This window comes from Niallia endozanthoxylica, from assembly GCF_008710145.1.
GTDB classification, from domain to species: Bacteria; Bacillota; Bacilli; order Bacillales; family Cytobacillaceae; genus Bacillus_BD; species Bacillus_BD endozanthoxylica.
In genome coordinates this window covers 94,927-114,049 of sequence record NZ_VYKL01000028.1, presented here as the reverse complement: position 1 = coordinate 114,049, position 19,123 = coordinate 94,927, and the positions used below count along the sequence as shown (strand labels likewise).

Here is a 19,123-nt window from a genome sequence, read left to right as displayed (position 1 = left end):
ATAATGACTATTTTACTTTAAATGAGATCTATTAACTAATAGAAATTTTATTGTTAAATCTATCAATATTGAAAGTTATATTTATTAATAAGTGAAACTTATGCTGAATAGGGGAAACATTGGCACGGTTCCTACGTTTCATAGGGGAGGTTTTTTCCTTGAACCGTCACTATGTTTCACACTTCTTGGTTAGGGAATTCGTAACGTCTATATTTGACCATGAATACAATTCCGAGAACAGGGCCAATCGCTAATAGGGTAAAGACCCATTCCCAACCAACGATTCTCTGAATAATAGGAATGAGATTGATAGAAAAGATAGTAAGCAGGAAACCAATACACATTTGAAAAGTAAGGGCTGTACCTACATAATCCACTTCGGCTATTTCTGAAACTGCTGCAGAAAATTGCGCGGAATCAGATATGACAGAGATTCCCCAAATCATGGAAATGATTAGTGTTAACCAAATAGATTGCCCAAAAGTAAAACCTATGACTATCGAACAGATCCCACTGATAAACATAGAAAGTATCGTTAAATTGGCTCTTCCGATTCGATCGGAGATTAGTCCACCTGCAACACAACCAATCCCTCCCGCCATTCCTATTGACAAGAATGCGGATAAGGCGGTGAACCAATGAGGAATTTCTGGTGAATAGGTTGAGAAACTAGCTGTCAAAAAAGCAGGTAGCCATGTCCACATGGCATATAATTCCCACATATGGCCAAAGTAACCGTAATTCGCAAGCATGACAGGTTTATTTTCTACTACTTTTTTTATTTGTTTGAACGAGAAGGGCAATCTATTTAAATTTACTGGAGCGTCTTCTAAAAAAAATGTGACAATGAAAGCAGATATTAAAGCCAATACTGAACTGCTAATGATGACTAATTTCCAATTGAATGAAGAAAAAAACATCACAACCACATGAGGGAATGATGACCCTAATGTTAATGCTGCTATTAAGATTCCAATGGCCAACCCGCGGTTTTTTGGAAACCATTGTGATAAAATTTTCACAGCTATTGGGTATACACCAGCAAGCGTGATTCCAGTTAAAATCCTAAGCGGAATACCGAAAATGGCGTAATCGACTAGAGTGAGTAAGGCATTCAATATGGCGCCTAAAAGAGCCGAAGTTGCAAAAATTTTTCGGGGATTAAAACGGTCGGCAACCCCAAAATAGGAACTAAAAAATGATCCTATAACAAATCCAATAGGAACAGAAGCAGAAAGCCAAGCTTCTGAATGGGAGCTAACGTTCCAAATTTCAATTAATTGGGGTGCAATCACTGATGCATTAAACCACAAGCTCAAAGCACATAATTCGGATAATCCAATCCATACTAATGCTCTCCAAGAACCTTGAATCATAATAACCTCCTCTGAAATAAAACTTAATAAAATGTAAAGTGTTGATGGAGTGGAGAGTTTAAATCTGAAAATCAATAAGAGTAAATTAGCTCAGGAAACCAAGGGACCTTCAGTTTTATCCGCTCAGACGATAGAGGTTGACCTAACAGCATTGTACTTTAAAATAAATCCAATACGTAAGCTGGAGGTTTTGTTTGTTAAAATTAGAGCTGTCAGAAAACTTTCTTAATGAGACTTTATGTATAAAGGTAGTGCCAACTTATGGTATTTGTGTTGCCTGCTATTGCCTTATACTCTGTTGATAAACCCCAACTGACATGGATTTACGGAATCAGTGCACTAATGAATCGACTTTTGATGTTTGTGTGGAAACAATGACAACATAAAGGATATGGATAAAGATAGGACAAAGTGTAATTACACGACTAGGTACACTAACATAAAAAATTATGATGAAATAGAAACATCGGGACGGTTCTGACGTTTCATATAGGGGGGAATTCCCATAAAATAAAACGGCAGAACTGTCCCTGCGTTTCATTGAATCTTTTCTAAAAGTGCCTTTTCAACATGATTGGGTATATAATTGGATAAACTTCCCCCGTTAAAATAGACCTCTCTTACGATACTTGAACTTAGAAAGGAATATTTTTCTTCAGAATGAATGAAGAAGGTTTCAGCCTCTTTATATAGATTTTTATTTGTTAAAGCCATTTGTGCTTCATACGCATAATCAGTCAGCGTTCTTAAACCTTTTATAATTGCTCTATAGTTGTGCTCCCTCATATAATCTACGAGTAAGCCTTCAAATGTATCAATTTTGACTCTTTTATTGTTTTGAAATGACTCTTCCACAAGCTTTCTTCGTTCTTCAAGTGAAAATAAGTATTGCTTCTTAGGATTAATCATAACCGCTACTACGATTTCATCAAAAAATTCACTCGCTCTATTAATAATATCAATGTGTCCGTTAGTAACAGGGTCGAAGCTCCCTGGATAGATGGCTTTCATTTCATCACCTCATTCGTTTTCTTTTTTATTTTACCCATCTTTTTAGTAAACTGAAACGTAGGGATGGTCTTTGTGTGTCATATGAGACATATGTTCCTTGGAGTGAAACGGTCCTCGTGGTTCAATAAGCTGTTTTGGGGAGGATTTATGATGTTCATACTGCAATCTATGAATCTAGGATTAAGATTCCTATTAGAAATATGTGCATTAGTTGCTCTTGGATATTGGGGATTTCATATAGGAAGCGGAAATATGATGAAGATCATATTGGGGGCTACAAAACAGTTTAACTAAAACTATTTAAACCTAATCAAAATTATTTATTTTGGTTAGGTTTTTTATGTAAATTTTGGATAGTATTTTTTAGGTTAGCAAACGTATGTTTGGTATAATGTTAGTAAGGGAGGTGAAAATAGTGGGGTTAACATATAGTAGAAAAATCAAAGTGAACTTTGTAAAAGAAGCTGAACTCATTCTAGACGGACAAAGCAAAATTTGTAATTGGTTGTATAATCAATTATTAGATGCCTGTCAAAAAGACTATAAGGAAAATAATAATGCCTTGAAATTATTAAAAAACAGAAATCTTCGTAATTATGGTGTTTCTCTAAAGGCAAAACACCCTTTTTTAAATACCGTTTTTTCTTCTCCTTTAAAAGAACCCTCTACTAGACTGGTCAACGCATATAAAGGCTTTTTTGAAGGAAGAACAGGATATCCTCAATTTAGAAGTTGGAAAAAGAAGTGGTTCAGCTTAGTCTTTGATGAACCGAATAAAGGGTGGGAAATCCTAAATGAAGGAAAAACTATTTCTATTTCATTAGGGACGATCCCCGGTATGAAAATAGAAAAAGGAAAAGGAAATCCTTCCGTTTCTGGTACGTTAAAAGAAAAGGTTGAACTAAAAAAGGGAGAAATCATCAAAACTTTTACGCTTTGTAAACAACAAGGCAATCAATTTTATGCCATTTTTACAATCGAACGATGTTCAGATCAAGAATTAGAGTTCAAAAAAGTCATGTCCGATTATCGAAAGGCTTTCAATCTTGCAAAAAAAGAAGGAAAAGAAAAACCAATCAAACCAAAACTTCCAGAAAAGAAAGTGAACACCCCAATGAATTCTAAATGGATTGCATAGGACCCTAATCATAAGAATTTCTTTGTAGGAGTCGATTATGAAGGAAATTCAATCGAATTTAAAAAACTTCGTATGATAAAATATTGGGATAAAAAAATGGATGAACTCAAATCCCTTCGCGATGCCTGTGAAAAAAATTACCGAAAAAGAAAAACGAAACAGGGAAATACTTACAAGGTCCATAGTCCACGATGGAACCGTTTTAATCATGCGTTAGATAAGGCATATCACAAACGTCGAGAACAACTAAAGACGGCATTGTACACCATATCACATGAATTGTATCGGAGATATGATTTGGTTATTGTTGGTGATTATACGCCAACTAACAGTACGGCTCCTTTTAACCATATGAAAAGAAGGATGCTAAACCAAGAAAAAATAGGGGAATTCCGTCATATTGCAGAATGGGTGGCTGTGAAACTAGAAAAATATTATCTCTTGGCAAATGAACACAACACGACCAAAGAATGCTGTGTATGCGGTCATGAAGAGAAGAAAGACCCTTCTATTCGAAGCTTTGTTTGTGTTCAATGCGGGAATGAATTCATGAGGGATACTAATTCGAGTGTCAATATTGGAAGAAAAATGGGCTTCTCATTAGATCTTCAAAAATATAAACATAAACTAAAAAGTTTCACCCATATAGGCGAAGCACGATACGGAAAACCTGTTCTCTGGATAGAAAATAAAAACAACCTATAATTGCCACGCTCAGGCTAGTTAGGAGTGTCCCGAACACGATTGGACTAACTATACTTCGATCATATTGCTTTCTCATTCGAGAGCATGACGGTGCCCATTCGCACTTGAAAAAATATTGTCCTGCCATCAAGATCTTCACACTGCATTTGGTCTTGATATGGGGAAAAGATGAGTACGAAGGTGTGACAATTCTACAAAATCTATCATTTAGATAGGGTTGAGTAGAATTGAGTAGGAAAATTTGAGCGGTAGGAGCACCCCTTTTCATTGCGATTATATGGGGAGTTTTCGGTTCTCCTAAAGCCATAGTCAAGTTATCCATGCCGCTGCATCTATTCTTAGAACTTATGGTATTTGTGTTGCCTGCTATTGCCTTATACTCTGTTGATAAACCCCAACTGGCATGGATTTACGGAATCAGTGTACTAATGAATCGACTTTTGATGTTTGTGTGGAAACAATGACAACATGAAGGATATGGATAAAGATAGGACAAAGATTAATTGCATGAATATAAAAAAAGTATAGAAACATCGGGAGGGTTCTCACATTTCATAGAGGAAATCTTTTCCTTCAATGGACTTTTTCTGCAGTCTAGAACCGTCCCCGCATTTCATTCGCTAGGCAGGCGATACGAAGCAAACGATTCTCCATAAATGAAAGGCATGCTGGCATGGTTAAGTGCCTCAATGGTTGATGAATCCAAATCTAATGACAGACACTTTATATTTTCCATCACTTGTTCTTCCCGTGTGGCACCGACAATAATAGTAGAAACGACCGAACGACTCAAAAGCCATCCCAGCGATAGGGCTGCCGGAGATGTGTCGTGGTTTTTCGCTAACAAGGCAACTTGTTTGACAAGCTGCAGATGTTTATCGTCCAGCCATTTACCAATAATGGTAGTCTTGCAAACGTTAACATATGTTAGTTTAATTAAAATAAAAGTGAGTTTGAAAGTCAATTTATTGGTTCAATGCATTTGTCAGATAGAAAAAAAGCAATGAACTCATGACTTGGACGTAAATGCAGCAAGTAGTTTTAGTCGGTATATGTCCAATAGCGTATGTATATAGAAAGATAGCTTAATGATAAGTGCGTATATTTCTGAATCATGTTCCTTTTTGTCAGTAAAAGAAAAACGAATTTCAGTAAACCAGGAAGGGTTTTCTATCAAAAACAAAGAATTGGTAGTAAATCAGAAACGTAGGGAATGATTTCGCGTTTCATATGGGAAATCTTTTCCTCCAAATGAAACGGCAGAACTGTCAGAGACTGCTGAAATAATATAAAAATGAATTTCAAGCGGGGTAGTATATAACAGAAGCATCCTAATTGATAAGGCAATGCTATTGGGGTTTTCAGGAAATCTGTCCGAATGAAGCCTGGATTCGGACAAACTTTAGGGATCTCTATGAAAATCTGTCAGAAAAGTATTTTTCAGCAGTCTCGAACTGTCCCCTCGTTTCACACATTTCACTCAGCCAGAGTACAACGAAAAGAAAGTCATCAAATCCTATGTGGGAGGTTATTTTTCATGTTGCGATTTATCTTTCAGTTCTGTATTGCCTCTGGTGCTTTTTTATTTTCCTTTCTTGCTGCTTGGTATGAAGGAAGTGCTCTTCTAAATCGTCCTTCAGAGTGGCGGAATTCCACACCCATTACTCAGTGGATGGTTGGACATGTTCATGAATCAAGCGATATTCTGCAATGGGATTTTTTTATTTATGCAGCCCAATATCGACCCACATTTCCCATGATTATGATTGTGAGCGGTTTATATCTGCTCATCTTATTAGGAAACCTTCTCTTTAAAAAAGTAAGGAAATGGTTTGCTTTTTATCTTTTCATAATCAGCGGGGTATTATTTTCACTAGGCTATTTCAGTTTTGGCTCTTTAACAGATGGCGGTCAAAAAATGTTCGGTCTGTTCACCGTTTGTGGTTTATTTTGTTTGTTAACGGGGCTTATTACTTATTTGACGGTTACGATAAGAATTAAGAGGATGAAAACGGAATGAAACGTAGGGTCGGTTCACGTTTCATTAATAGGGAATAATTTCCTGAAAATGAAATGGCAGAACCATCCCCGCATTTCCATACGAAAAGATTGAAGGTGATAGTATATGATCAATTTATTAGATAATTCCTTTTCTTTACCTAACCATATTAGAGGTCGAAACATCTATAACAACGTGATTCCAACGGTCTGCAATCTTAAAAATATGCTTGAAAAACTAGATTCCGCCAATGGAGATGAGTCTACACTTAAACAATGGGAAAAAAGAAGTTATACAGCGTATCGTATAGATAAAATGAAGGATCGGATTTTATTTCAAACGACGGAGAAGAAGATTACTATCATTAAAGAACACATTCTACAGCATGAACCAAACGAATGGGGACCTAGTTGTATCGATATCTATTTGGTGGCCTATGTTTCACAACAAACAAAGCCAGGAAAACAAGCTTTTATCGAATATGTCATGCAGTATGGAATAACGGACAAGCTTAATTCGGCACATGCCATTTGGCAAGTAGGTAAGGGGGACGGCGTCTTTTTAGGAATATTAAATGAAGATGGCACGGTAAAAGATTGGAATTTCTTTCGTCAATGGGTCAAAGGAAAAACCCAACCTTACAGCACAAATAAAACGTTTCAAGTACATAATAAACTTGTCCGTGATGAAATTCCCGCTATTCTTGAGAAAAATGGCAAAAGGTATAGAAGTAGAATATTAGATCATCAAGAATTTATTTTTGAATTAAAAAGAAAAGCATATGAGGAATTAGATGAGTATGCACAAGCAAAGAACCAGAAAGAGATTATAGAAGAATTAGCTGATTTAGTTGAAGTGATTCAATCGATGGCTGAGTATCATGGAGTAACCATGCAAGAAGTGGAAAAGGTTAGAAAACAAAAGGCTAAATCGAAGGGGCGTTTCAAAGACCGCGTCTTCTTAGTTGAAGTCGAAGATTGAACAGTCTCTGTGTTTCATTTTTTTAAAAACTCTTTTGACAGCCTGTGTGTATCATGCTAATATGATTATCACATTCAAAATATTATAAAATATAAAACATTTTTATTTAAATCTATTAAAACTTAATAAAAAATGCATCAGATGCTGTGTACATCATGTACTCAGCTTAAAAGGGAAGACCGGTGAAAGTCCGGCGCGGTCCCGCCACTGTAATGGGGAGCGACTTATCATTAAAACCACTGTTTCATATAGATTGAAATGGGAAGGGATAAGGAGCAATGAACCTAAGCCAGGAGACCTGTCTGTTGTATTCACTTGTACTCTACGGGTGTATAGAGAGGGGTGAGGAATACGTGTTGAGAAAATCAGATTGTCTCAACTCTAGTTAACTATGCGTATGAATCTCTCTTTTCTATAGGAAAAGGGAGATTTTTTTAGTTGCAGACAAGAATACCATCATACAAGGAGTGTCATCAAACAATGAATAGAGTAAGAAGTTCGAATGTAGGTTATCCAAGAATTGGTGAAAAACGGGAATGGAAAAAAGCCCTTGAACAGTTTTGGGCAGGTAAATTAGAAAAAAAGGCATTTTTACAACAAATAGAGGAGATTCGCCTTTCTTCTCTTCAGAAGCAAAAGGAACAAGGGATTGACTTAATCCCCGTTGGAGACTTTAGTCTGTATGATCATGTGCTCGATACAGCTGTGATGTTTGGTCTTGTACCGACACGCTTTGAATACAGCGGAGGAAAAGTATCGCTAGAAACGTATTTTGATATAGCGCGAGGCACGAACGGTGCGGTTGCTTCTGAGATGACCAAATGGTTTAACACAAACTATCACTATATTGTTCCAGAATTAAACGGAGTCGTTCCTGCTCTTGTCGAAAACCGTCCGCTTCAATTTTACAAAGAGGCGAAACAAAAACTGGATATTGATGGAAAGCCTGTAATCTTAGGACCAGTCACATTTGTCAAACTATCAAAAGGCTATGAGGCGAGTGAGTTTAAAACCATTGTCAATCAATTTGTCCCACTTTACGCTGCCATTTTACGAGAATTACAAGAAGAAGGTGTTAATTGGGTACAAATCGATGAGCCGATTTTAGCTAAAACGATTTCAGAGGAAGAACTGGCAGTATTTAACGATGTTTATCAACAGCTGCATAGAGCGGCACCGAATGTAAAGGTCATTTTACAAACGTATTTTGAAAGCATTGACCATTATGAAGAAGTGATTTCCCTTCCTGTTCAAGGAATTGGGCTTGATTTTGTACACGATCATGGACAGAACTTGACAGCTTTGAAAACGTACGGTTTCCCAAAAGATAAAGTGCTTGCTGCTGGAATCATTGATGGGCGTAACATCTGGCGGGCCAATCTTGATGAAAAGTATTCTCTTCTTGAAGAGATTGCGGAGGTTGTGTCAAAAGACCGTCTGATTGTTCAGCCTTCATCAAGTTTGTTGCATGTACCGATAACCGTTAAGAACGAAGAAACACTTGATGAATTGTTAAAAGAGGCTCTATCATTTGCAGATGAAAAATTAGAGGAAACGGTTATCCTTGCAAAAGGCTTACAGGATGGGAAAGAAACGATACAGAACGAAATCGCAGCAAGTACAAAAGCGATTCAAGCCTTAAATCATTCAGCCTCTCGAAACCATACACAAGTTCAAGAAGCCATTCAAAACTTGAATACGTATAGAGCTGAACGTGAGGCAGCCTTTCATGTCCGTCAAGAGGTTCAAGAAGAGATGTTTCAATTGCCGCTTCTTCCAACGACAACAATCGGCAGCTTTCCACAAACACAAGAAGTGAGAAAACAGCGTTTAAATTGGCGTAAAGGTGAGTTAACCGATGCGAAATATGAGGAGTATATAAAAGCTGAAATTAAAAAATGGATAGAGATTCAAGAGGAACTTGGCCTGGATGTGTTGGTACATGGAGAATTTGAACGGACAGATATGGTTGAATATTTTGGTGAAAAATTAGCTGGTTTTCAATTCACCCAATTCGGTTGGGTACAGTCGTATGGCTCCCGTTGCGTCAAGCCGCCGCTTATCTATGGGGACGTATCTTATCAAGAACCGATGACAGTCAAAGAAACGGAATATGCCCAATCGTTAACAACCAAGCCTGTTAAAGGAATGCTTACAGGTCCTATTACGATACTAAACTGGTCGTTTGTCCGAGATGATATTTCACGCTATGAGGTGGCCAATCAAATTGCCCTTGCGCTTCGAAAAGAAGTGGAAACCCTTGAAGAAAACGGAATCTGTATGATTCAAGTGGATGAACCGGCCATTCGTGAGGGGCTGCCGCTTAAACAGGAAAAATGGGAAAGCTATTTGAACGCAGCAGTCTATGCGTTTAAACTTGCGACCACATCCGTACAAAATGAAACACAAATTCATACCCATATGTGTTATTCGGATTTCAAAGAGATTATTGATGCGATTACAGCACTTGATGCAGATGTGATTTCAATTGAAACATCCAGAAGTCATGGGGAATTGATTCATGCCTTTGAAGAAAATACGTATAGCAAAGGTATCGGACTTGGTGTATACGATATTCATAGCCCGCGTGTACCAACGCTTGAAGAGATAACAAGAAACATTGACCGTGCCCTTCAAGTCCTTAATCCAAAGCTGTTCTGGATCAACCCTGATTGCGGGTTAAAAACACGGGGGATGGATGAAACCGTTGCAGCACTGGCGGTAATGGTTGAAGCTGCCGAACAAACAAGAGAAAGATTGCTTGCGAAAACGGAATAATCATTGAAACAGCGGGACGGTTCAGGACTGCTGAAAAACACTTTTCTGACAGATTTTCATGGAAATCTATTTATGTTTGTCAAAATCAAGACCTCTTTCTGACAGGTTTTCATGGAAATCTATTATGTTTGTCCAAATCAAGGCCTTATTCTGACAGATTTTCATGGAAATCTATTATGTTTGTCCAAATCAAGGCCTCTTTCTGACAAGCCCAATAGAGCTGTCCTATCAATTAGGATGCTTCTGTTATATACTACCGATTAAAATTCATTTTTATATTTATTCAGCAGTCTCGGAAGGTTCTGCCGTTTCACAGAGGAAATATTTTCCTTAAAACGAAACGTCAGATCCCTCCCGCGTTTCATTTACGATCTTCCATTTGAGGCGGTTCTTCCATCCAACCATTTTTAATCATGATTTTCGCACCCTTGTGGGCATATTCAAAAATATCTTTCATGAAGACTGCCATTTTGGGGGGCAAGTCATTACGTAAACTAAAAGCGGTTCCGAGTGAATTACTTCCCATAGAAAAGCTGCAGAAAAGACTTGTGCAATACATCATGAGCTTATCAGAAAAGGGAGCAACTGTTGAACGCGTTGGATTTCCTCCTGGAGTTTGAGGAATAGAAAGGTTGGTTTCAATCATGACTTCACTTAATTCTTTAATAATGCCTTTAGCCAGTTCTTCTCCTTCATGGAAGAATTTCTGAACCTCTTCATCAGCTGCACATTGTGCAAAACCTAAAATCAATTTTAAGCCTGTCAGATTGGATTCAATTGCTTTATAAAGGTGAGAAACCTCTACTGTATTCAATGTTCTTTTCTTGCCCAATGGATTTAGAGCTCCTCCACCTAAATAACTGTTATCTTTAACAAACTCAACTAATTTTGGCATCGAGACGTAAGGAGATCGAACAAGTAATCCTTTTTCCAGCAAATATTGAGAGCAAATTCTAAAATACTTTTGAGAGAGAGCCGTAAGGTCTTCAAAAAGCCTATTTATATCTTCTCGAAACGTCATGGTCAAATTTAATGAATGCATCCCCATACTGATTTCTTTTAAAAGGCGAACAAACATAATGTCAAACCCATTATCATACAGCTTGGGGACATTCTTATTTACATCTTGTTCTGTATATCCAACTGGTATAACAGCGCCTTCCTTTTCATAGATTTGAATGATTTTACCAACATAGCTTTCAAGCTCTTCATGCAAAAGAGTCATAATATCCTTGGCTTTTTCATCATCTGCTTTCTCTATAAAATACTCTAACATTCTCAGAATCATTGTTTTTTCTTGATACGTAAGCCATAATGTTCCTAATTCTGATGATGTAATGGCTGCTTTTTCTGGCATAAATATTCCTCCCTAAAATCATTGATTTTAGGTTGTCTAATTTATGGAAGATTCATACCATTGTTGCTCTTATTCAGAACCGCAAGGACGGTTTCATGAATAAGAAATCATTCCCTAAAAATGAAACATGAGTACCAATCCCCGCGTTTTTCAACCATTATAAATAAAGGTATAAGAGCCATTAACTTGCATACATATGAATGGGTTACACCTTAAACTCCTGGGGCAGGTGATGACATGGGGAAATCATCAGAAGATAACAAAAAAGACGATAGAAACAGAAAAAATGAACAGCTAGATCAATTCCGTGCAGAAAATGCCGGTAAGAAAATAACAACAAATGAAGGGTTAAAGGTTTCAAATAATGAGAACACCTTAAAAGCGGGAGACCGCGGTCCTATATTAATGCAGGATTTTCATTTTTTTCAAAAACAGATGCACTTTGACACAGAACGAATCCCTGAAAGAGTCGTGCATGCTAGAGGATTTGGCGTGCATGGAGAATTTGAATCGTATAAGTCAATGAAAGAGTATACAAAGGCTGGCTTTTTACGGGAACCGGGGGAAAAAACGCCTGTATTTGTGCGATTTTCTACCGTACAAGGCAGCAAGGGTTCTATGGATACTGCACGGGATATACGCGGCTTTGCGGTTAAGTTTTATACAGAGGAAGGAAATTACGATTTATTAGGACTTCAATTTCCTGTATTTGTTATTCATGATGCGTTTAAATTTGTGGATTCACAGCATGCTCTAAAACCGGAACCGCATAACGATATGCCGACTGCCTCGGCCGCACACGATAACTTTTGGGATTTTATAGCGAATAATCAAGAATCCGCCCATTTTGTGATGTGGTCGATGTCAGATCGAGCGGTTCCAAGAAGCTGGCGAATGATGGAAGGGTTCGGTATCAATATCTTTCGATTTGTCAATGAACAGGGAAAAGCGCACTTTGTGCGGTTTCATTGGAAGCCTGTCCTAGGTGTCCATTCCTTACTCAATGAGGAGTCATTAGTCATTGGGGGAGTGGACCCTGATTACCATAGACGAGATCTAAGGGAAGCGATTGAGCGTGGTGCGTATCCTGAATATGAATTGGGTGTGCAGATGATTGCGGAAGAAGATGAGCATACATTTGATTTTGATGTGATTGACCCAACAAAGCTTTGGCCTGAGGAACTGGTGCCTGTTGAAAAAATCGGGAAAATGACATTGAATCGAAATGTTGATAATTTCTTCGCCGAAACAGAGCAAGTTGCATTTGATGTAACCAATCTTGTTCCGGGAATCAACTTTAGCAATGATCCTATTTTGCAGGGAAGGACATTCACCTATAAATTGACACAGCAGCACAGGCTTGGTGGGTCCAATTACCCTGATTTGCCGATTAACAAATCACTTTGTCCTTTTCATAATAATCAGCGTGACAGCTATAGCAGATATCGGATTGATGTGGATCAAGTAAACTATTATAAAAACTCTATAGCCAATAATACACCTGGTCCAACCCCTAGAGAGGAAGGGGGATTTGAACATTATCCGGAGCATGTAGAAGGGCCAAAGGTTAAGGCAAGCAGTGACTCCTTCAAGGATTTCTTTTCGCATGCGAGGTTATTTTGGAATAGTATGTCTCCTGTTGAGAAGCAGCATATTATTGAAGCATTCAGTTTTGAACTCGCTAAAGTGAAAAGGGAATCTATTCGCCAACAGGTAGTCGATATGTTTGTGAACGTTGATAAGGAAATGGCGACAATCATTGCCGATAATATAGGAGTAAATCCGCCAACCGGTCAGCATGTTCCCATTACAGCGTCTTCCCCTGCAGTAAGCCAAGAGAATACACTGCGTTATCCCCATACCTTAAAAGTGGGTGTACTAATTGGAAATGGTTTTAATGGGCAAGAGGTAAAAAATACTATTAAAACGTTAAAACAGCATGGTGTTTTCGTTGAATGTATTAGTGAAAAGCTTGGTATCGTTACAGGTGACGATGGCACAAAAATGAAAATAGATCAAATATTTGTTTCCACACATCATGCCCTTTATGACTCCATTTATGTAGTTGGCGGGCAAACAGAGAATCAAACGGCCTTCAATTTTCACGTTACTGAGTTTATTAATGGAGCCTACAAATACTATAAGCCGATTGGTGTGGCAACAACGGGACAGTCCTTTATCCAGTCCTCGGACTACAATCATTTAGCTGGTGTGGTTTTTGTCAAGGAAAACCAAGACTTCGGAAAAGAATTTGTCTCTGCTATCACTACCCGGCGTTTTTGGGATAGAAGGTAGGTTAGGTATTTAAAGAAGATAGGTGGGGAGGTCAATTGCCCGTAAAGACCGATTCGTGGAAGAATGCCACATTTGTGGCAATATCCGTGTGACCGCATCCTATGGGCCTCAACTAACCATTAGTGGGGGATGAAGAAACCCCCACTGATAAAAGTTTCATTTTATATGGCTAATTCATTTTTTTATCTCTTCTAATCTATCAAACTGAAAGGTGTCATCTGTAATAGGAGCTACCTTCGCTTTGGCATAGGTAGAACCTTTTTGTGAAAAGAAATCATACGTAGAGCCTTCATTCCGAATCCCGTTCATTACAATGGGATTGACTTCTTCCTCTGGAAACATCGGTTCAAATCCGACATTCATTAACGCTTTATTCGCGTTATAGCGTACATAGGCTTTAACCTCAGGTGATAAGCCTGTTTCCGCATAGACATCATCGGTATACTGCATTTCGTTTTGATATAGATCAAGTAATAGTTCATAGCCCCATATTTGCAGCTCATCCTGCTTTTCCTTTGAAAATTGCTTGAATATATTTTGTGCAAAAAAACCTACGGCTACACCGTGAATGGATTCGTCCAATATGTTCACATAAGTTCGTCAGACCTATGCCGTGAATTCACACTGCTTATAATTTCTTATAAGTTCAGACCATTTCATACATATTTCTATGTCTCTCCGCTTCGAACGCCATTATTGACTTGCGCTCTACTCTACTCGCTTCCATGTTTCGCATGTGCTTTCGATGGTCGTTGCACCTTATTAATTAGCCTCTATATATTTATAGAGATAATTAATCTTGGCTCAAGATTGCCCTCGTCTTTACGTTAGGGTATTTCTTGAATTCAAAGAGTTTTACTTGCGCCACTAGTTTAACGCAAGATAAGTGAAATAACTTCCGCACTATTACGCAGGAAACCTTGCCCGCCTAAATATAAGGGATAGAAGAAGCCTGAGTAAAATAAGAAAGATTCAAGCAAGACAGAGGAAAACATCGCTTTCCAAAGGCTTTCTGCATTTCCTTCTTCTATCTTGTTATACATATCGCTAATTTTATTTGCTTTGTATTGCAGATACTCATTTTTCTTCACCCATTCAAAAAGCTCGTCGATTTCGGTGTTGGTACATAAGGTTGTAAAAATATAGGAGTAAGATTTTGCATGAATCGCTTCAAAAGCGGCAAAAACCGTGAAGACAGCCTTTTCCTGTAAATCCGTTGCATAGGCAGCAATCTGATTCATGCCAATATTGGTTTGAATCGTATCAAGCAACGTTAATCCAGCAAATACTTTTTTGTATGTATCCTGATGTTCAAAGCCTTGCCACTGTTTCACGTCTTTACTGACGGCGATTTCTTCTGGAAACCAAATTTGCTTCCATTGCTGGTCCCAAAACACTTGGGCCAGTTCACTTGTTGGCTTATTCCAATTGACCGCCTCATACTCATGGATTAAATTTGACATGCTACACACTCCTCTAATGTTTGTAATCGTTGACGCACATAGTAAACTGACTTAATGCCCTTCATCCAAGCATAAATATAAATTTTCGCTAGTTGCTCGGTTGTCCAATTGTCAGTCACATAAAGTGTCATCGAAATCCCTTGATCCACATGTTTTTGAGCAGCCGCATATAAATCAATCAAATCATATGAATTCACATCATATGCCTCAACGTATAAATGTGTATTATCATTTGTTAAATGAGGCATTGGATAAATCGTTCGGCTATCAGCATAATCCCGTACTTCCACACGCTCTGTACAAGGGGCAATCGAAGCAGAGCAGCTGCGAATATAGGAAATACTCCATTTTGTTACACTCCTTCATTAGGAGGGATAGGTCGTTTCTGTTCCGCCTATCTCTTTAAGTTTCCTTAAAGTGCAGACTGTATCATAAACTAATTAGACATTTTTCATTCAAGGTTTGCTTCCATATAATCAAAATAATCGTCTAATTAGTTTCTTCCCGCATCAGTCGTTGAACCTTTATCTTTTAAAGATACTTGGCTGCGGATTGCCCAAATCCTTATCTCTTTTACTATACCGTTGGGATTAGCAACGCCCTTATCTATGTCACCATGATAAGTTAGTGTATAAGGCTCTAAGGGGTTCCCCGTCAATTCGAGAAGTTTGCTTTGCATATCACTATACAAAGGGGCTAGTCAATAACCCGTAGGTGCAATCGCTAAGCGATATGAATGAAATAACCCGTATTGCATAACTTCTTCTTTTAATGTCTGCCACATCTGTTGCGTGATAATCGGAACAGTTCCCAATGCTTTTGACACAATGGGGGAGAGTGCTTGTTCCTCTTTATTCACATAAGGGTCGAAATAAACGCCTGATGCATAATCGCTATCCTTAAAGCGATAGAAGGTTTCACCGCGTTCCTTTGCAATTTCCATTGATGTTTTCAGAGAATAATAGTTTAATGCTTCCATAAAATAATCAATAAACTCAATCGATTCCTTTGAACCGTACAGAATGCCCTGTGTGACAAGATGACCATGTAAATTCATCACACCAAGTCCTACAGAATGCATTAATTTATTTGCTTTTGCAACGGACGGTACATTTTTGATGTCGGTCATTTGCGAAACATTGGTTAACAACCGCATTGCTGTATCCACTAACTTTCCGAAGTTTTTTGACTTGCTTGCTTTATGGATATCAATGGAGCCTAAATTACAAGATACATCTAAGCCATATTGGTTTGGTTCGTCTTGGTCCGTAATAATACTCGTTTCTTGAACCTGTAATATTTCGCTACACAGATTAGACATTTTCACACGGCCAATATTTTTGAGCGGATGGGCTTCATTGACAGTGTCATCAAAGATTTCAAACGGATAACCGGATTCAAATTGTGCTTTTTTTATTTCTGTATAAAGCTTCCTTGCATTTATTCGTTTGATTTTACGGATATTTGGATTATCTAATAGCTCGTAATACATCTCTGTTATCGAAATCTCAGACATCCGTTTCTTATATTCTTTAAAAATATCATATGGACTAAACAGCACAATATCTTTATCCCGTTTCATTAGTTCAAAGAAAATAGTCGGGATAATAATCCCTGTTGATAGGGTGGCGAGACGAATTTTATCATCGGCATTTGGTTTTTTCGATGAAATAAAATTTTCAATGTCCCCATGAAAAATATTTAAATAGGCAACACCCGAGCCGTTTCGTTGTCCAAGCTGATTCGAATAACTGAATGAGTTTTCTAGGAGCTTGGCGACAGGCATAACACCGCTGGCACGGTTAGAAATCCCTTTAATCGGATCACCTAATGGACGCAAATCGGTTAAGTTCACTCCAACACCGCCGCCAAGACGTGATAATTCCAAACAATAGCCAATGTTTTCTGCGATACTGTTCATCGAGTCATCCATCGATAATTTAAAACAGCTGACTAACTCGCCGCGGGCTTTCTTCCCGCTATTTAAAGCCGTTGGTGTCGCAGGTTGATAAGCCTCCATCATGGCTTCGACTGCACGTTCTGCTAGAAGAGTATCTCCTTGCGCTAAATACAAGGCAATGATGACTATCCGGTCTTCATACTTTTCTAGTATTTCTTCTCCGTCACGGCTTTTCATTGCATAGCTATCGTAAAACTTGCTGGCACTCATAAAAGACGGAAAACGGAAGTGATAATCATACGCTTTTTTGTACATTCTTTTAATAAATTCCATATCATACTTGCTAATAAACTCTTTTTCATAATAGCCTTCATCTACTAAATAACGAATCTTTTCTTCAATATCAATAAAGTAACGCAGTCGCACATTGACATATTCTAAAAAATACCGGCGCGTTGCTTCACGGTCTTTTTCCAATTCTAATCTTCCTGTTGTGCGATAACTATTCAGGACTTCATTATTAAGCTTTAAATACGTTTTCATTCTAGTACCCTCGTTTCATAAAACTTTTGAATGGCGTCATAATCGGCCTTGTATCCTCGTAAATCTAGTTTTCGGACCAAGGGAATGTGATAGGTTGATTGGATTTTATCCCCGGCACCGCCAAATACCTTATGACCGAAGTTGCGATTGCCGCTGACAACGACACCTTTACAATCGTTCGCATTATGTTCTAAAAAATGTGCAACCTCCCGAGGAATATCGCCTAGCCCGTCCGTATAGGTCATTAATAGGTACGGTTGATTCACCGTTAATTCTTCAACAATACCAATCGACTCTGCTTTTAATTTGGATGCAATATATCTGACATTGCCCGTTCGGCTCGCATAAACAATCATTGGGCAATCAACTCAATTTGAGACATCATTTCCTTCACATCACTTAGCATCTTTCCATCGAATTCAAGAACAGGAACACTTAAAAAGCCTGCTTCGATGATCCTTTGCTTTGCTTGTTCATCGTGATCAATGTTAATAATGTCTGCTTCAATTCCGGCATTTTGTAATTCTGATTTTACCCAAAGGCACTTAGGACAGATGGTTTTCGTATAAAGTTTCATAGGATTCCTCTTTTCTTCATAATAAAAAGGCTACCTCTTCAAATAAGAGATAGCCTAAAATGGAAACGTTCAAAAATAAGAAATGGACACGTCTCCATCTCTCAATCCCCGAAGAAATGATTCATTTGGTTCACATAGGCAGGTCTCCTGGCTTGCTTCATTCTCCGATTCCCTTCCCATGCGAATGCATAGTGGCATTGAATCGTCGTCAGCTTTACAGTTGCGGGGACAGCGTCGGAATACAACCGAACTTCCCTATTAAACTACATATAGTAGTACCTATATAAACGAACACCATATATTGTTTTCGGTACCATCAAGTGTACCACCCTTCAAATGAAAAGTAAATCTATAAATAGAAAATTAGAAACATAGGGACGGTTCTGCCGTTTCATACGGAAAATATTTCCCTTGAAATAAAACGGCAGAACCGTCACAGCGTTTCCTAGTTATTAAGTTGAATGTGGGGATTCTTTTGTTGTAACTCATTGACAAATGATTGTCTATCTTTGGGGGAAATCTGAATGGTTTTATACTTTCCGTAATTTAATTCAATGCGATGAACAGAAAGTGAGGGAGCCACAAAAGGATTCGTTGTATTCCGAATGGATTTAATTTCTCGTATAGCAATCGCCTTTTTATAGGTCCATATGATATTTTAAGTGTGTCATTTTCAATTTTATATTGAGTATTAAACCAGATGGTGCCCAATAAATAACTCATAACAACCATTACAATGATTCCTACTATATTAAATTGAACAAAAACGGATTGATAAAAAACCCAAATAAATGCAACAATTAAAGCCCAAATAACAATCCCCATCCATAGATCTTTTCTTGACGTAAATACCATTGAATCACCTCCATAATTTTCATACGAATGATACCTTGAAGTGGTTTCAAAAGTTCAGAAACATAGGGGCTGGTTCTCAAAGTGTACTATATGTAAAATCCTCTACATATAGTGAAAGAGTATGTGCCAAAATGGACAAATCCAT

General features: G+C 38.0%; 19 protein-coding genes, 1 pseudogene and 2 riboswitches. Of the genes and pseudogenes, 8 read left to right on the top strand and 12 right to left on the bottom strand.

The annotated features are described in order from the left end of the window. Window positions 1–176: 176 nt before the first annotated feature. Together F4V44_RS18415 and coaD are read right to left on the bottom strand one after the other, a co-directional pair. Entirely contained in the window at window positions 177–1,376 is a 1,200-nt protein-coding gene (locus F4V44_RS18415) for an MFS transporter (RefSeq protein ID WP_150441481.1), read from the bottom strand. A 537-nt stretch (window positions 1,377–1,913) separates the two neighbouring features. Beyond that, window positions 1,914–2,387, bottom strand: coding sequence for a pantetheine-phosphate adenylyltransferase (gene coaD, locus F4V44_RS18410; protein WP_150441480.1), 474 nt, complete (start codon window positions 2,385–2,387; stop codon window positions 1,914–1,916). 147 nt (window positions 2,388–2,534) lie between these two features. Here coaD and F4V44_RS18405 point away from each other — a divergent pair, with 147 nt between their 5' ends. The 4 genes and pseudogenes from F4V44_RS18405 to F4V44_RS28425 all read left to right on the top strand — a co-directional run. Then, window positions 2,535–2,681, top strand: coding sequence for a YrdB family protein (locus tag F4V44_RS18405; RefSeq protein WP_223881958.1), 147 nt, complete (start codon window positions 2,535–2,537; stop codon window positions 2,679–2,681). A gap of 121 nt (window positions 2,682–2,802) precedes the next feature. Next, a complete protein-coding gene (locus tag F4V44_RS18400; protein ID WP_150441479.1) occupies window positions 2,803–3,525 on the top strand; it encodes a hypothetical protein in 723 nt (240 codons plus the stop codon). A 96-nt stretch (window positions 3,526–3,621) separates the two neighbouring features. Next, on the top strand, window positions 3,622–4,230 hold the full coding sequence (locus F4V44_RS18395) for a zinc ribbon domain-containing protein (protein ID WP_191090764.1): 609 nt from the start codon (window positions 3,622–3,624) through the stop codon (window positions 4,228–4,230). 257 nt (window positions 4,231–4,487) lie between these two features. Next, window positions 4,488–4,694: pseudogene (locus tag F4V44_RS28425) on the top strand (YrdB family protein); the annotation flags it as partial. Window positions 4,695–4,843: 149 nt separating this feature from the next. On the opposite strand, the gene F4V44_RS18385 reads toward F4V44_RS28425, so the two are convergent. Further along, window positions 4,844–5,194, bottom strand: coding sequence for an aldo/keto reductase (locus F4V44_RS18385; protein ID WP_150441477.1), 351 nt, complete (start codon window positions 5,192–5,194; stop codon window positions 4,844–4,846). Window positions 5,195–5,767: 573 nt separating this feature from the next. Here F4V44_RS18385 and F4V44_RS18380 point away from each other — a divergent pair. From F4V44_RS18380 to metE, 3 genes are all read left to right on the top strand, one after another. After that, window positions 5,768–6,250: a DUF4306 domain-containing protein gene (locus tag F4V44_RS18380; protein ID WP_150441476.1), complete on the top strand. Its 483-nt coding sequence runs from the start codon at window positions 5,768–5,770 to the stop codon at window positions 6,248–6,250. A gap of 669 nt (window positions 6,251–6,919) precedes the next feature. Continuing rightward, entirely contained in the window at window positions 6,920–7,210 is a 291-nt protein-coding gene (locus tag F4V44_RS18370) for a nucleoside triphosphate pyrophosphohydrolase (protein WP_150441513.1), read from the top strand. Window positions 7,211–7,332: 122 nt separating this feature from the next. Continuing rightward, a riboswitch (cobalamin riboswitch) is annotated at window positions 7,333–7,530 on the top strand. A gap of 160 nt (window positions 7,531–7,690) precedes the next feature. Further along, window positions 7,691–9,988, top strand: a complete 2,298-nt coding sequence (gene metE, locus F4V44_RS18365; protein WP_150441475.1) for a 5-methyltetrahydropteroyltriglutamate--homocysteine S-methyltransferase — start codon at window positions 7,691–7,693, stop codon at window positions 9,986–9,988. Between the two features lie 361 nt (window positions 9,989–10,349). Here the strand turns inward: metE and F4V44_RS18360 are convergent, their stop codons facing one another. Next, window positions 10,350–11,345, bottom strand: coding sequence for a DUF3231 family protein (locus F4V44_RS18360; RefSeq protein ID WP_150441474.1), 996 nt, complete (start codon window positions 11,343–11,345; stop codon window positions 10,350–10,352). A gap of 237 nt (window positions 11,346–11,582) precedes the next feature. Between F4V44_RS18360 and F4V44_RS18355 the strand changes: the two genes are divergently transcribed. After that, window positions 11,583–13,640: a catalase gene (locus tag F4V44_RS18355; RefSeq protein WP_150441473.1), complete on the top strand. Its 2,058-nt coding sequence runs from the start codon at window positions 11,583–11,585 to the stop codon at window positions 13,638–13,640. Between the two features lie 174 nt (window positions 13,641–13,814). Here F4V44_RS18355 and F4V44_RS18350 read toward each other — a convergent pair whose 3' ends face one another. The 8 genes from F4V44_RS18350 to F4V44_RS18320 form a co-directional block, all read right to left on the bottom strand. Next, the gene (locus tag F4V44_RS18350; protein WP_223881957.1) at window positions 13,815–14,222 is read right to left on the bottom strand and encodes a ribonucleotide-diphosphate reductase subunit beta; all 408 of its coding nucleotides are present in this window, start codon (window positions 14,220–14,222) and stop codon (window positions 13,815–13,817) included. A 290-nt stretch (window positions 14,223–14,512) separates the two neighbouring features. Next, window positions 14,513–15,103: a ribonucleotide-diphosphate reductase subunit beta gene (locus F4V44_RS18345; RefSeq protein WP_150441472.1), complete on the bottom strand. Its 591-nt coding sequence runs from the start codon at window positions 15,101–15,103 to the stop codon at window positions 14,513–14,515. Next, window positions 15,091–15,393, bottom strand: a complete 303-nt coding sequence (locus F4V44_RS18340; RefSeq protein WP_223881956.1) for a hypothetical protein — start codon at window positions 15,391–15,393, stop codon at window positions 15,091–15,093. The genes F4V44_RS18345 and F4V44_RS18340 overlap by 13 nt, the downstream gene beginning before the upstream one ends. Window positions 15,394–15,803: 410 nt before the next feature. Further along, complete coding sequence (gene nrdE / locus F4V44_RS18335; protein WP_150441471.1) at window positions 15,804–17,546, bottom strand: class 1b ribonucleoside-diphosphate reductase subunit alpha; 1,743 nt, start codon at window positions 17,544–17,546, stop codon at window positions 15,804–15,806. Then, entirely contained in the window at window positions 17,543–17,902 is a 360-nt protein-coding gene (gene nrdI / locus F4V44_RS18330) for a class Ib ribonucleoside-diphosphate reductase assembly flavoprotein NrdI (protein ID WP_150441470.1), read from the bottom strand. The genes nrdE and nrdI overlap by 4 nt, the downstream gene beginning before the upstream one ends. Then, on the bottom strand, window positions 17,899–18,123 hold the full coding sequence (locus F4V44_RS18325; RefSeq protein WP_150441469.1) for a glutaredoxin family protein: 225 nt from the start codon (window positions 18,121–18,123) through the stop codon (window positions 17,899–17,901). The genes nrdI and F4V44_RS18325 overlap by 4 nt, the downstream gene beginning before the upstream one ends. Before the next feature lie 120 nt (window positions 18,124–18,243). Beyond that, window positions 18,244–18,421, bottom strand: a riboswitch (cobalamin riboswitch). Window positions 18,422–18,568: 147 nt separating this feature from the next. Beyond that, window positions 18,569–18,706 carry a PH domain-containing protein gene (locus F4V44_RS27940; protein ID WP_223881955.1) on the bottom strand — a complete coding sequence of 46 codons (138 nt, stop codon included), beginning with the start codon at window positions 18,704–18,706 and terminating at the stop codon, window positions 18,569–18,571. Continuing rightward, the gene (locus tag F4V44_RS18320) at window positions 18,670–18,978 is read right to left on the bottom strand and encodes a PH domain-containing protein (RefSeq protein ID WP_223881954.1); all 309 of its coding nucleotides are present in this window, start codon (window positions 18,976–18,978) and stop codon (window positions 18,670–18,672) included. The genes F4V44_RS27940 and F4V44_RS18320 overlap by 37 nt, the downstream gene beginning before the upstream one ends. Between the last annotated feature and the right edge of the window lie 145 nt (window positions 18,979–19,123).